General features: G+C 46.5%; 11 protein-coding genes. 10 read left to right on the top strand and 1 reads right to left on the bottom strand.

Annotation, left to right across the window (positions count from 1 at the left end; all coding sequences use genetic code 11):
• Positions 1–68: 68 nt before the first annotated feature.
• The 9 genes from B9A32_RS13940 to B9A32_RS13900 all read left to right on the top strand — a co-directional run bounded on the left by B9A32_RS13940 (position 69) and on the right by B9A32_RS13900 (position 11,197).
• A complete protein-coding gene (locus B9A32_RS13940) occupies positions 69–1,142 on the top strand; it encodes a geranylgeranyl reductase family protein (RefSeq protein WP_084070060.1) in 1,074 nt (357 codons plus the stop codon).
• On the top strand, positions 1,126–2,094 hold the full coding sequence (locus tag B9A32_RS13935) for a radical SAM protein (RefSeq protein WP_084070059.1): 969 nt from the start codon (positions 1,126–1,128) through the stop codon (positions 2,092–2,094). The genes B9A32_RS13940 and B9A32_RS13935 overlap by 17 nt, the downstream gene beginning before the upstream one ends.
• A gap of 169 nt (positions 2,095–2,263) precedes the next feature.
• Positions 2,264–4,084, top strand: coding sequence for an alkyl sulfatase dimerization domain-containing protein (locus B9A32_RS13930; protein WP_084070058.1), 1,821 nt, complete (start codon positions 2,264–2,266; stop codon positions 4,082–4,084).
• A gap of 27 nt (positions 4,085–4,111) precedes the next feature.
• Complete coding sequence (locus B9A32_RS13925; RefSeq protein WP_232367167.1) at positions 4,112–5,155, top strand: radical SAM protein; 1,044 nt, start codon at positions 4,112–4,114, stop codon at positions 5,153–5,155.
• 171 nt (positions 5,156–5,326) lie between these two features.
• Complete coding sequence (locus B9A32_RS13920) at positions 5,327–6,385, top strand: zinc-dependent alcohol dehydrogenase (protein WP_084070057.1); 1,059 nt, start codon at positions 5,327–5,329, stop codon at positions 6,383–6,385.
• Positions 6,386–6,446: 61 nt separating this feature from the next.
• Positions 6,447–7,220 carry an acetoin reductase gene (locus tag B9A32_RS13915; protein ID WP_084070056.1) on the top strand — a complete coding sequence of 258 codons (774 nt, stop codon included), beginning with the start codon at positions 6,447–6,449 and terminating at the stop codon, positions 7,218–7,220.
• Positions 7,221–7,507: 287 nt separating this feature from the next.
• On the top strand, positions 7,508–9,325 hold the full coding sequence (locus tag B9A32_RS13910) for an alkyl sulfatase dimerization domain-containing protein (RefSeq protein ID WP_084070055.1): 1,818 nt from the start codon (positions 7,508–7,510) through the stop codon (positions 9,323–9,325).
• A gap of 229 nt (positions 9,326–9,554) precedes the next feature.
• Positions 9,555–10,385 (top strand): alpha/beta fold hydrolase, encoded by an 831-nt coding sequence (locus B9A32_RS13905; RefSeq protein WP_084070054.1) that lies wholly within the window; start codon positions 9,555–9,557, stop codon positions 10,383–10,385.
• 17 nt (positions 10,386–10,402) lie between these two features.
• The gene (locus B9A32_RS13900) at positions 10,403–11,197 is read left to right on the top strand and encodes an alpha/beta fold hydrolase (RefSeq protein WP_139795834.1); all 795 of its coding nucleotides are present in this window, start codon (positions 10,403–10,405) and stop codon (positions 11,195–11,197) included.
• A gap of 58 nt (positions 11,198–11,255) precedes the next feature.
• On the opposite strand, the gene B9A32_RS13895 is transcribed toward B9A32_RS13900, so the two are convergent.
• Complete coding sequence (locus B9A32_RS13895; RefSeq protein ID WP_170923835.1) at positions 11,256–12,800, bottom strand: sigma-54 interaction domain-containing protein; 1,545 nt, start codon at positions 12,798–12,800, stop codon at positions 11,256–11,258.
• Between the two features lie 690 nt (positions 12,801–13,490).
• Between B9A32_RS13895 and B9A32_RS13890 the strand changes: the two genes are divergently transcribed.
• A complete protein-coding gene (locus B9A32_RS13890; RefSeq protein ID WP_084070051.1) occupies positions 13,491–15,059 on the top strand; it encodes a DUF1302 domain-containing protein in 1,569 nt (522 codons plus the stop codon).
• Positions 15,060–15,063 lie beyond the last annotated feature (4 nt).

Here is a 15,063-nt window from a genome sequence, read left to right as displayed (position 1 = left end):
ATGAACTTTTAAACTATGTTTTAAAATGTCTGCCTTCCAAGGCAATAATTCAAAATTGAAGAGGATAAATGGGGACTTCGATTAGCAAACAAGTATGCGATATCCTGATCATCGGTGCTGGACCGGCCGGATCTTCTGCGGCCATGACTGCTGCCGTGAACGGTGCCGATGTGCTGGTGGTTGATCAACGCACCATTATAGGGCAACCTGTTCAGTGTGCTGAGTATATCCCTGCCCAGCTGCTCGGAGAAGTCAATCTGGATCCGGATATTATTGTTCAGACCGTCCGGTCCATGAAAACGTTTTATCGCAGGCGTCTTGTGAAAAAGACAGATGCTTTGGGATATATGATTCACCGAGACCTTTTTGACCAGTCGTTGGCAAAAACAGCTATAAAGGCCGGGGCAAACCTTTTGACCGCTGCCCGGGTGATCCGGATGGAGAAAGGCGCTGTCATCATAAAACATAAAAACGGGCCGGAAGAAATTATTAATCCGTCGGTTATTATCGGAGCTGACGGCCCCCTTTCAATAACAGCCCGGTGGATGGGGGCCCAGAACACACATCTCATGGCCGGAATTCAAAAGCAGGTTAAACTGAATGCTCCGATAAATGCCACGGAAATTTATTTTGATCCGTTATTTTACGGTGGCTATGGATGGTTTTTCCCCAAAGGTAAGTATGCCAATGTCGGACTTGCAACCACACGCGGCAATCGAAGTAAATTGGGGAAAATGCTGAATTATCTGATTCATGAACTTGACAAAGAGGGAAAAATCGCAGAGGGGCTACGAAGACCCTGCGCAGGATGGATACCGGCGGGACCGCCGAGAAAGGTGGTCCGTGACAATATGATGCTTGTTGGGGATGCAGCCGGACAGACCCATGCCATTACCGGTGCCGGTATTCCCCAGGCTGTGATTTGCGGCAAAATGGCCGGCAAATGGGCGGCCCGGGCAGTAAAGGCTGATGATAACGGGCTGCTTAACGAGTATGAAAAAGAGTGGCGGGGGCAATTTGAGCGCACCCTTGTTCTTGCCAATTCACGTCGGGTCTATATGGAAGAAAACTGGAACCGCCTGGAAGATATCATGGAACGGTGCTGGGTCGCTTTTAAGGATTATCATGCCACATCTGACTGAAAAATTAAGATCTGCAAGGAAACTGTCCTGGAAATTCCTGGGGCCCAGTATTTCGTTCCATATTCCGGGGATGTTTCATTATGAGGGGGTGGCAGGGAAATACCCGGCCATGTCCATTACCGGCAAAGCGTGCTCGCTTCAATGCGATCATTGCAAAGGAAAACTGCTTGAGTCAATGATTGGGGCAACGAGCCCTTCAAAATTGTTGGAAAAGGCAATGGTCCTTGCCGAAAAGGGAAATCACGGGATTCTGATCAGCGGCGGCTGTGATGCCAAAGGTCGGCTTCCCTGGGATCGGTTTGCACCGGCTATTGAAACAATTAAAAAAGAGACCGGACTTTTTGTTTCAGTTCACAGCGGCATCATAGATACTGATTCGGCCCTGGGTTTAAAAGCTGCCGGTGTTGATCAGGCTTTGGTTGACGTGATTGGTGATGATGGAACATATGAGCGGATTTACGGCCTGCCCTTTGGGGTATCCAAAATTGTCAACACATTGGAAGCCCTGGCAAATGCAGGAATCGATATCATCCCCCATATCGTTTGTGGACTGGATTACGGCCGGATCAAGGGGGAGAGGGAAGCGATTAATATCGTGTCCCGGTTCAATACGCCCCTGGTTGTTATTGTTTCGGTCATGGCCCTGGGCGCAGAGTGGAAAAAATCATGGAAAATGCCAAAAGCCGAGGAGGTGGCAGAAATAATAGCAGATACACGCTTTGCCATGCCAAAAACCCCAATATCGCTGGGATGTGCCCGGGAACGGGGCAATCGGTTGATGGAAACCCTGGCCATTGATGCAGGGGTCAATCGCATGGCCATCCCTTCTGAGGAAGCTGTTTGCCTGGCAAAGGAGTACGGCCTGAGCATCTCCTATCACCCCACATGTTGTTCAGTAATGGCGCTGACGTCTGGCACTGAAGTTGCGAGACAAGATATGGAATCCACATAATTCATTAAGGACTCGTCAGTCATAAGTACTCACCATGGTTTGCTTTTAATCTTGGATAAATCGTTGAAATCATCGGGCTTAAGTCTTGAAAATCCATTTGGTTTGGTATGATGATTTCAAGATGTTATGGGAACTTATTACTCTGGCGTTAAGGAAAAAGGCAATATAAATGATTGGAAAAAAAAGAATGTATAAATTGTTTGCGGCAATGGTTCTCGCCTTGTGCTGTATTTCAACCCCTTATAGTTTTGCGTCCCAAAAATCAGACGGCTTGAAGCATCGGTTTAATGATCCTGCTTTAAATAACGCCATGGGAGCAGACGTCACCTTAGGTGAGGCATCCAATGGCGCGTTGGTTAACCAGACAGCCATTGATAATGCCAAGGCCGTCAAGTACCAGACAACCGAAATCTTTGAACTGTATGATGGTGTATATATTATGCCAGACCAAGTCGTTAATTCCGCCTTTATCATTGCTCCTGAAGGCGTGATTGTTTGGGAAACCGGTGAAAACCTCGGTGACGGGAAGCACTATAGAGAGGAAATTCGGAAAATCACCGACAAGCCCATTAAGGCGGTTATATACAGTCATTCCCACTATACACAGGGTACCTCAGCCCTGATACAAGGTGAATCGGATGTTATGATCATAGGTCACCCCAATCTCAATGAAAATATGAAGACCAGTGGCTTGGGTAGTTATTTTCCGGAATTGGAGCCGTTACAATTGGCCAGGGCCATGCAACAGGTAAATATGTTTTTGCCAAAAGAAGGGCCAGACGCCAAATACGGACTATACCTTGAACTTAATGAAAGGGGGTTTGTGCCTGTCAATACACCGGTGAAAAATGGGCAGATTCTCAATGTTGCAGGTATTGACCTGCAGTTTTTTACCGAAGGGGGGTCAGATACCGATGATTGTACAACCGTATGGATACCCTCTAAAAAATTGGTACTTAATAATTTGGTATGGCCATTTATGCCTAATATCGCCACGCCTCGCGGGTCAAAGTTCAGAGATCCGAGAATTTGGGTAAAAGGCCTTTCTGTCATGCGTGATCTTGAGCCGGAATTTTTAGTCAACCAGCACGCCGTCGCTTTGAAAGGAAAAGAAAAAATACGTCAATTAGTGACGGATTACATGGACTTTTTAAACCTGATCCTGGACCAGACTTTACGTGGTATTTTGAAGGGACTTGGGCCGGAAGAATTACGTGATTTTGTTGTTGTTCCCCCTCATCTTCAAGTCCATCCATGGCTGTTTGAAAGTTATGGTATCCAGTCTTGGATTTCACCGTATATTATGAACTATGCTCTTGGCTGGTGGGATGGTGATGCTGCCACACTTTTTAAATTGCCACCCAAAAATATTGCCGAACGTCTGGTTCCGGCACTGGGCGGACGTGACAAGGTTGTCCGTCTTGCAAAGGATGCTCAACAAAAAAAGGAGTATGCCTGGTCCCTTGAACTGCTTAATTATTTGTTGCGGATATCTGCTGATGATGCCGATGCGCTTGCATTAAAAGCAAATATTATGAGTACGATGGCGTATTCTTCCACATCCTCCATTGCCCGGTCCTATCTGTTAACCCAGGCCCGGTCCATCCGGAAAGAGGGGCCCGCTCCTGTTATCATACCACCGACAAAAGAGCAGATAGCATCCAGTCCTGATAAATTCGTTGATTATTATCGGGTAAGGCTGGATCCCATCAAAGCCCAGAATACAGACAAGGTACTCGCCTTTGATTTTACAGAAAATAATGAAAAAGTTTTTGCCCTGCATATCCGTAAAGGGGTTTGTGAATATATTCCTGATGTGAATGAATATTATCGCCCTGCTGATATCACTCTGAGTCTGGGAAGGCAGTCTTGGGCGAAGCTTTATCTGAACGAAATGAAATTACAGGAGTTGGTAGCGGAAAATGAGATAAAAATCAAGGGGGGGATCAGTGAGGCAACGACCCTGTTGAATTTGTTTGATCTTTTTTAAGAATCGAATCCATAGGGGGAAAGTAAATTGAGCACTGAAATAAAAGAAAGCCCGGCATATCTTAAAACCAGTCTTGCCGCCGCCATGACCCTGGGTTATGAACCCGGCCTGTTTTACCGGAACGCCAGACTATATTGCATAAATCTGCTTCTCACCTATTCTGATGGGTGTGCTGCACGCTGTGCATATTGCGGGTTGTCCGGAGAGCGGCCGGGAAACTATGATGACAAAAGCTTTATCCGCGTGAAATGGCCCGTTTTTCCCCTGGAAGATATCATTGACAGAGTAGAAGAACGGAAGGATCGGGTCAAAAGGTTCTGCATCTCCATGGTGACCCACGCCAGGGCTGTGGAGCACACCCTTGAGATTTCCAAACGGCTTCTGACAAAACTTAATGTTCCTGTTTCAGTGCTTCTGGCCCCCACCCTGATCAAAAAAAATGATCTTGAGGATCTCAAGGCGGCCGGTGTGGATAAAGTGGGCATTGCCATTGACTTGGCCACCCAGGAGCTTTTTGATCGGTATCGGGGCAGAGGCGTTGGCGGGCCACACCGGTGGGATGTGTACTGGAAATGTATGACGGATGCTGTTCAGGTATTTGGTGAGAATAATGCTGGGCCCCACTTTATGGTGGGAATGGGAGAAACCGAACAGGAAATGTGTGAGGTGATTCAGGTGTCCCGTGACATGGGGTGCAGTACCCATTTGTTTTCCTTTTATCCAGAGCCGGATTCCCCCTTGGCCGATCACAACCCGCCGCCCATGGATCAGTACAGAAGAATCCAGCTTGCCCGTTATCTTATTGATGGCAAGAAAGTCACAGCCAGTCAGTTTACATTCAACGGCCGGAACCAGGTGATTGATTTCGGCCTTGATAAATCAACCTTGGAAAAAATAATTCATGCCGGTGACGCGTTCCGTACCAGTGGGTGCCAGGGACGGGACGGTGAAGTCGCCTGCAACAGGCCATTTGGGAACTCCCGGCCCGGCCCTGATATCCGAAACTACCCATTCCCCCCTGAGGCGGAAGATGTTGAACGAATTCGTGCTCAAATGGGGTATTCTAAATGAGTTGCTGTTAAATATCAATTATCCGCCATATTTAAAAGGTTGGCTGTTGAATATGACGACAAAACGCGTTTTGTTGTCAGGCATCTCTTCTATGGTGTGCAAGACGGCATGGTCTGATATTTGCGTATTTGACTTTCAATTGTGGAAAAAAAGTTTTCAGGGGTATGAGAAATGAACGAATCCATCAAGAATATTGACAAACGATCACAGGAGGACGATATGACATTCATGAAAGGGGCTGTATTTTACGGAAACCGGGATATGAGGGTGATTGATATGCCCAAAGCCGCGGCCGGACAAGACGGTGTGTTGATCCAGGTCAAGACAGTAGGCATTTGCGGCACCGATTTACATACCTATAAAACCGGCATGTTCAAAGAAATGAGCATCCCTGCTGATAATGGAGTTCTCTTTGGTCACGAATTCGCCGGCAATGTTGAAGAGATAGGAGCAGATGCCCATCTGGAAGGGATCCAAATCGGTGATCGTGTAACCGGCATAACCTTTGGCGCATACGCAGAGTACTGTAGATGCGGACCTGAACTTTTAGGCGCCCCTCTGGTTTTCAAGCTTCCGGATCATGTCAGCTATGAAGAAGCCGCCACCACTGAACCTTTGGCTGTTTCACTATCTGCTGTTCGGCGGGCAGATCCGAAACCCGGCGAAAAGGCATTGATTATCGGGGCAGGTATGATCGGACTTGGTTGTATTCAGGTGTTAAAGGCTCTTTGTCCCCAGTGCGAGATAATTGTCAGCGATCTGTCCGAAAAACGGCTGAAAATGGCCAAAACCTTCGGTGCCGACCGCACCATTAATGTGGCCAATGAAGATGTGGTCGCAGTGATGAAAGGCGAGGGGGAAGAAAGTGTTTTGTATAACGCTAAGAGCAGCGCCCAGGTGGATATGGTTTTTGAATGTGCCGGTCTGGAAATCACCCTTAACCAGGCCCTGGAAATCACCAAACCCCAGACCGGTCGATTGGTGTGTGTGGCGCTTTACGAGAAGGCTTGCAAGGTCGATGTCAATCAACTGGTTACCAAGAACATAGACATCCACGGCCTTTTTGCCTATACCCCGGATGATATCAAAGACGCCATTGATCTCATGGCTTCGGAAAAAGTCGATCGAAAACCGCTGATCACCCATCGCTTTCCCTTGGCCGATATTAAAGATGCCTTTGAGACCCAGATAAAAGTATCTGAATCCCTGAAAGCAGTGGTTAATTTTTAGACAATGGCTTGATTCAGGGCGTTTTAGAGTGGATTGATATTTTGAATAAAAAGGAGTTTCAATGACAAAAAAAATTGCTTTAGTAACCGGTGCTGGCCAGGGAATCGGCAAGGCCATCGCCCTGCGGTTGTCCAGGGATGGTTTCAATGTGGCAATCAATGATATCAACGGCGTACTGGCCGAGAACGTTGCCAAGGATGTAAGAGAACAGGGGACGGATGCCATTGCCGTGCAAGCGGACATTGCGGTTGCCGAGCACGTTCAGGCCATGGTTGATAAAACAGTTGAGCACTTTGGCAGACTTGACGTTATGGTGGCCAATGCCGGAATTGTGCAGGTCGAGTCCATGCTTGATGTGAGTGAAAGTAACTTTGACAAACTATTTGCCATTAATGTCAAGGGGGTCTTGTGGTGTTCACAATCTGCTGCCCGCCAGATGATCGCCCAGGGGGGAGGCGGCAAGATCATTAACGCGGCCAGTGCCGCAGGACATGCCGGGGTGCCTTTAATGGGAACCTATAGCGCAAGTAAATTCAGTGTACGCGCCCTGACACAGGTGTTGGCAAAGGAGCTTGCCGGTTATGGCATAACAGTAAATGCTTATTGCCCCGGGATAGTGGAAACCCCCATGTGGGAAGAGATCGATGAAAAAATGGATGCGGCAACAGGGGCCGAAAAAGGGGCGTCCATGAAAAGTATTTTGGAGATGATTCCGCTGGGTCGGGTCCAAATCCCGGAAGATGTGGCTAACCTTGTTTCATACTTTGCTTCAAGTGATTCAGACTACATGACTGGACAGTCGGTATTGATTGATGGTGGGCTGTTAATGAAATAGAACCCCATGATTTTGATGCTGGTTTTTAGGGAGTCAGCAGTTTTCAATTTACCGTTTATCCAATGTGTCACTCACAAAATATGGTGGTCTAAATTTTGTATATGGTAAATCAATTAAGATCTGACTCCCTTAGATGAAAATGAAAGGTTTAAAACAAACTACTGCATAGTCAAAGCTAAGATTTAGGATGATACACCTTCCAGACCAGTGTGGCTCTGCCCTGTTCAGGAGCAGTTATCCTAAAATTAAGATTTGACGTTGCACAAAATTTGAAAAGGATAGTTAGCATGAGCCCAAAGACGAAACTATTGCCGAATAGAGTGATCTATCTTATCATACTCACTGTTTTTGCATTTCTGTGGGGTGGATTTCAGCAATGTCATGCAAAAGATGTCCCCCTTTTTTACCGGGGAGACTTTGACAATTACAAGACAACGGCTCCAAACGGGGCCATTGTACATAAAGATTATGCTGACTTCCTTTTTAGCGGCGATTACCATGGCGCAAAAGTTATAGAGGTAACCAAGGGCGTTTGGACGATTACCGGGTACTCCATATCCAATTTTACCTTTATTGAAACGGAAACAGGATTGGTGGCCCTGGATACGGGAAATAACATCGGATCGGGCCGAGAAGCCTTGAAGATGATACGCAAGTATTCCAGTAAGCCCATTATTGCCGTGATTTATTCACATCATCATTACACGGGCGGTACCACTGAGTATCTTAAAGAGGCCGCTGGAGAAATTAAAGTTATCGGGCATCCCGCCCTGGATGATAACCTGCAATCCACCGTCGGTGCTTTAGGCCCCATGCAATTCAGAAGAATCGGCATCCAGTTTGGCTTCTACCTTCCCAAGGAGGGTGAGGACGCCGCCCTGGTCCCCCAGGAACCGCTGTTTGATGACCCGAAACTGAATTTAAGCGGCCATGTACCGGTGAATACCCCTGTAAAGGATGGCCAGTCCATTAATATCGACGGCATGGATTTCACCTTTTACCATGCAGCTTCAGATACACGGGACAGCCTTGTCATTCATGTTCCAAAGTTGGATATGGTTTTGCACAACGCCGCCGTTACTCCGGTGGCATTCCCGCTTTACACCTTGCGTGGAACCTTCTACCGAGATCCGGTGGAAATGATAAGCAGTGTTGACAAAATTCGGGAATTGGATCCGCAATACTTGATCGGCTGTCACGGGCTTCCCACCTTGAATAAAAATGAAACCCGGGATCTAACGCTGGCTCATCGTGACTACATTTCATTTGTCTACAACCAGTCCATCCGGGCACTGAATAAAGGAATGACCCCTGAAGAGATAGTCAATACCATCCGCCTTCCCGAGCACCTGGTCAATCATAAATCATTGATACCGGCTTATATTGATTACGAATACGCCTTCAGAGCCCAATATCGGGGACTTGTGGGGTGGTACGCCGAAGATCCTGCAGACCTTCATCCACCTACCACCCAGGAATTAGGTCAGGTGTTCATCGAACTTGCCGGAGGCATGGACAAGGTCGTCACAAAGGCACAAGAGGCTTTTGATCAAAAGAAATATAACTTGACGGCAAAACTGCTGTCCTATGTTTTAGCGGTGGATCCGGAATATCTGACGGCGAAAAAACTGAAAGCCCAGGCACTTCGATCCATGGCCCAGGCCACCGTATCCGGGATACAGACAAGGAATTATCTGCTGACCAACGCCTTGCACCTGGAAGGTAAGCTCGATATTACCAAACCGCCGAAACACTCGCTTTTTGCCAAACCAAGCCTGGATGGGGTGATGAAAAAAGCTGCAGGCTCCTACGTTAAACTGCTCGAAACAAAAATTGATCCCGTGAAAAGTGCAGATGTTCAGGGGATTGTCTTGATAGCGTTTCATGATATGGACGTCAAATGGGCAGTACATGTCCGGCGCGGTGTTGCAGAGGTTTCATCCAACATCCCAAAGGCGGTTGACGGTACCCTCAGCATGACCCGAAAAACATGGGCAGAAATTCAGATGGGCATCACTGATTTTGACAGGGCGATTTCCGAAGGGGCCATAAAAATAGAGGGAGACAAGGAAAAGGTATCTGCAGTACTGAATTCATTTGGATAACCAGCCAACCAAGGTTTGCAACTTTTAGTGCCTTAATGAAATAAATTTTTGCAAGAAATTATTTCATTAAGGTGTCTTGGAAACTCAGAGCTTATTGATTTACCATTTAACAATCTCTGGTTGTTATTTATCATGGATAAGACCTCGAATAAACGGTAGATTTAAAATTGCCGACTCCCTTGGGATGCTCGGTTGAGTTCGGTAAAAAATAAAGGACTGTGATAAAACGATGATGAAAGATGGCATAAGGTTTGTTAAGGCCGGTGAGTTGAATTTTCGTGTTTTTGTACGGGGGCATGGGGTCCCGCTGCTGCTGTTGCACGGTTTTCCCGATAATCTGGAAATGTGGTCGAAAATGGTTCCTGATCTGGTCGCCGCAGGTTACAAAGTCATTGCATTTGATCAGAGAGGCTTTGGCGGAACAGATGCTCCCCCGGGACGTGCTTGCTATAAAATTGAAAATCTTGTGAATGATATTCCGCGACTTTTAAATGAGTTGGAGATCAAAGGCCCTGTTCATGTATTGGGTCACGATTGGGGCGCCATCACTGGCTGGTGTTTTGCCTTGTTTTATCCGGATATGGTCAAGTCTCTGCTTGCCGTTTCCGTGGGGCATCCCCAGAGCTACGGGAAAGCCGGTTTATACCAAAAGCTCATCAAAGGGTTTTATGTTCTTTGGTTTCAGGCTTCCGGAATGGCAGAATATTATTTACTTCATGGCGGTTTTAAGCGATGGATGCCCAGTCACCCAAAAGGTGAAGAGGTGATCAAGGAAATGTCCAGGCCTGGGCGGTTGACGGCATCGATAAATCTGTATCGGGCTAATTTGCTCGATGTGTTGTTAAAACCCTGGCCCCGATGTCGTGTACCGGTTTTGGGTATTTGGAGCGATGGGGATGATTACCTTACAGAAGAGCAAATGAAAAATTCTGAGAAATACATGGAAGCTGACTGGCAGTATCTCCGGATCAAAGGGGCAGGCCACTGGATTCCATTGGAGAACCCTGCCGTACTGACAAATGAGAGTGTGAGCTGGTTTTCCCGATGGGGCAATGATTGATAAAGTTGAGGGTAGAAATGGATTTAAAGATTTTTGGAACAAAAATCAGCTATACGGACCAGGGAAAAGGGCAACCCGTTTTTTTAATGCATGGAAATCCGGACACACGGCACAGCTGGAATGGGGTTATGGCGTTGCTGGGGGATGAGGTGCGCGTTATTGCGCCGGATTTTCCCGGTTTCGGAGACTCTGACCCACTGCCCGATGAATTTGATTTGGGGCCTGCAGGGATGAGCCGGTTGTGGGAAGCATTTTTCAATGCCCTTGGAATTGACGGACAGATTGTTGTTGCCGTTCATGACATCGGCGGACCGGCTTTTTTACCCTGGGTGACGGAAAACCCTCATCGTGTGCGGGGGCTTGTTATTACCAATACGTTTTTTCAAAAGGATTATCGCTGGCACGAGTGGGCCCGGATCTGGCAAACACCCATTATCGGTTCGCTGGCAATGATGGCCTTAAACAAACCGGTGGTTCGCTGGACCATGAACCGGGGTGGGGGGAATATTCCTGAGTGGTTTGTGGATGATACATACAGTCGCATGCATTCCATCATGCGTAGAACCGTTATCCGGTTTTATCGAGCATATGCAAAGCCCGATCTTATTTTTGACAATTGGGAGGAAACTCTTGGGGCTGCCCTTAAACAAATCCCCTCACAGGTGATCTGGGGAGACAAAGACCCTTATATTCCCAAGGGTTTTGCAGAAAAATTCGGAGTTAGAGTCACCCATTTACCCGAGCATGGGCACTGGGTATACATCACTGAACCCGCCATTGTTGCTGAGATGTTATTGGCATTTGCCCGATAAATCGCCGCGCGCATCCCATGCCTAAAGATGGTCGAAAAAAGCTGTGAACCTTAACCGATCATCTGTTTGATTTCACGTTCATATTGATCTGGATTCCAAGCTTTCTCATCCGTCCCCTCAGCGTGGAAGGGTTCATGTCTAAAAGTTCTGCAGCCCCTCCAGAACCTTCTATTTTACCTTTGGACCTTTTAAGGCTTTCAACAATATGCTGGATCATCATTTCATTCATTGTCAAAAACCGATCAGTATAAAAATTATCCGTTGCAACGGTGTCCTGGCAGGTTTTGTCTGAGGTTTCAGATAAATTGGGAATAACGATTTGCCCCTTTGGGCTGATAATCAGAGCTCTTTCGATAACGTTCTGCAACTCTCTGACATTTCCCGGCCAGTCATAGATTTGGAGTTTCGATAAATTATCCGGTGTTAAAGCCGGAATAGGTGATATGTTCATTTCGTTGCACTTGTTTAGAATGAAGTGTTCGGTCAGATAGTGGATGTCCTGCCTTCGTTTCCTTAGTGGTGGAATGGTTATAGGAAAAACATTGAGGCGAAACCATAGGTCCTGCCTAAATTCCCCGCTATTGATCATGGATTCAAGATTTCGATTTGTCGCTGCCAATATCCGTACGTCTATGGAGACGCTTCTTTCTCCACCCACCCTTTGGAGTGTCATGGTTTGAATAATACGCAGAAGTTTAACCTGAGCCATTAGAGAAAGTTCTCCGACTTCATCCAAAAAAATTGTGCCGCCGTTCGCCTGCTCAAAATATCCGCGTTTTAACTTATTGGCTCCGGTAAAAGCACCTTTTTCATAACCAAACAGCTCGGAATCCAGAAGGCTTTCAGGGATCGCTCCGCAATTGAGACTGATGAGAGGCGTATTTGAACGTGATGATCTCTGATGAATGGCATTGGCAATCACCTCTTTTCCGACGCCGGTTTCTCCGATTAAAAGAACCGGGCTTTGAAGGGGGGCAATCTTCGTGACCTGGGTTAAAACACGCCGAAGGCCGGAACTGGAACCAATAATTCTGGCGTCTTTTAAATATCCCAATCTTTTTTTTAATTCTTGATTTTCAGTTCTCAGGGATTCACGGTAATTGACCGCATCAATCAGGTTGAATAAATATTTAATTATGCCTGAAAAAACAGGGGCGATGTCCGCTGCTGCCCGGACATGTGCTTGTGTGTAACGGTTTTTTCCCAGACAGACTATACCAAGGAGTAAATAACGCCCGGGTTTATGTCCCAATAAAAAACCAATGGTAGAGAACACGCCTGGAATGCCGATATAGTCGGCTACCTCTTTCAAAACTTGGCTTTTACCCGAATCATTATAATAAGGAGTTGTGTTCTCCAGAAGCTGTGCTACTTCATGTCTGGCTTTCGAAGATAGCTTGACAGGCTCATCCACCATCATAACATGTCCTTCTGAATAAATGCATTTGTAGTGTAATACACCTTTTTCACTATCGTATATTGGAATATTCAACATATCAAAGGGGAAATGTTTTTTAAGAAATTTACCGATCTGACTAAATCCCTCATCCACGGAAGTCGTACTAAACACGTTTAACTGAAGGTTGTTGAGTGAATCCTGCATGGTGTCTCCTTGTGGATTATTGGATGCATTCCGTCTCATTGATGGGTACGCCTCATTCGTTTTTGCGATATCGGGTTGTCTTCAGAAGAAGAGCAGAATTTTGCTACTTAAGAAATATTTTCACGTTATTTATCAAGAATTTATTTCGTTAAGGTATTTATTCAGCTGGGCTGTGTTAGGAATTAATAAAACTCTTAATATCCGTCAAATATAAAAGAATTGTCAAATAGGATGAGACTTTATATTGAATTTGACGGATATTGTCAAGGCAAATCTTTATCAGCGTGTGAGTATGCTCATAGAGTCCGGCATATTCTTTGCATTGCTAACTATAAAAATAATGAGTATGAAAAATACAGTGTATAAGGTGGCAGTAAAAAACAACAGGTTTGAGTTTTTGAGCATGTGGATACTGTGTGAGCACTGTCGGTCTTAATAAAGCAGTTGCACGTCAGTATATCTGCAACCTCCCCAAAAAAATTAGATAACTATAGCTTGATTTGAGATAGTCCCAATGTTTTTTTCTAACTCAAAGGCCCCTTTTAGGGGGGGCTGAATCCACCCATTATGCGGATTGCGAGATTTTTTGCCGCCATATTAAATTGGGAAAACATCAACATTCCACTTATCAATGTGGGGCATATGAAAGTATCCTCTGTGACAACAACCATTTACACTAAGGAGGTCTAAATGATGAAGGAAGTTAAAAAGTTATTCTTGTGTTTGGGAGGAGCGCTGCTGTGTTGTCTTTCGACAGCCTCAGGCTCGTATGCATTGCAATTCGAATTCGGCGACAATCTTACCTTGGATTGGGACACGACCATGCGATACACAGTGGCATCACGTTTGCTGGATCCAGATGGCCAGTTGATTGCAAATCCCAATGGGGATGATGGCAACCGGAACTTTGATCAGTACAGCCTGGTTAAAAATCGATTCGATGTAATTACCGAGGGTGATCTCAACTTTGGAGAAGTCGGGTCGTTTTATTCGCTGGGTGTCTTCGCCCGTGCCCGTGCCTGGTATGATTTTGCCTATAACCAGAATAATGACCATAATTCTCCGCTTACCAACAACAGCGTGTCTGTACCCTTTGACGAGTTTACTAATGACACGGAAAAATGGCATGGAAAAAAAGCGGAAATGCTTGATTATTTCCTTTACAGCTCATTTGATATCGCCGGACGCAGTGCCAGTGTGCGCCTGGGGCAGCAGGCGGTGAACTGGGGCGAAACGCTCTTTCTGGTCGGAGGTGTAATGTCTTCCCAAGGGCCGATTGATGCCACAGGTTTCAACCAGCCCGGTGCCGAGTTGAAAGAACTCTTTTTGCCGGTCGAACAGGTCACCGCCCAGGTTGATCTGACGGACACTTTGAGTATCGAGGGGTACTACCAGTGGGAGTGGGAGCCGCATCGGCTCGATGCAGCGGGTAGTTATTTTTCAACCAGCGATATACTTGATGAAGGTGGGGAAAGTTTTATTCTTGTCCCCGGCGCTTTTGCCGCACAGCGTGTTGTCGATGAAGATGCCAACGACAGTGGTCAGTGGGGTGTGGCGCTGCGCTACCTGGCGGAAAACCTTTTCAGCACCGAATTCGGCTTGTACTATATCAATTATCATGACCAGCTGCCGATGGTTGTTGCGGGAGACTTTGTTGACCTGACTGGTGATGGCATTCCCGATGGGCCATCGACTTACCACCTGAAATATGCGGAAAATATCCATCTTCTGGCCGCAAGCTTTGGAACGGTTATCGGTGACACCAACGTTTCCGGTGAGGTGGCTTATCGCGAAAACGTACCGGTGCAGGTTGTGGGTGCGCTGCCAACCTACAAGGAGGCGGAAGTCATCCACTACTCGCTTTCCTGCATTCACCTGTTCGGGCCCAATCCATTTACGGATAAGCTAAATCTCTCTGCCGAGGTGGGTGCTGACCAGGTTATCGGCATGGATAAGGACGAGCTGTTTTCTGATAAATTTGCCTGGGGATTCTCTTTTACGCTTAAGCCGACATGGCAGAGTGTCCTGCCGTCACTGGACATTAGCGTTCCGATCAGTCTTGCCATGGGGATTGATGGTGATTCGGCTCTTGGTGCTTCATTTGTCGAAGATAAGCACAAGATGGGTATTACTTTTGACTTTGAGTATCGCACCAAATACATGTTTCAAGTCGGCTACGTAAATTTTTTCGGTGGCAATGACAGCAATGTCCAAAATGACCGCGACTACATTAGTATGAATTTTAAGTACTCGTTCTGATTTA

It is taken from the genome of Desulfocicer vacuolatum DSM 3385 (assembly GCF_900176365.1).
GTDB classification, from domain to species: domain Bacteria; phylum Desulfobacterota; class Desulfobacteria; order Desulfobacterales; family Desulfobacteraceae; genus Desulfocicer; species Desulfocicer vacuolatum.
The sequence above is the reverse complement of the archived record's forward strand: the minus strand, read 5'-3'. Positions and strand labels throughout refer to the sequence as shown.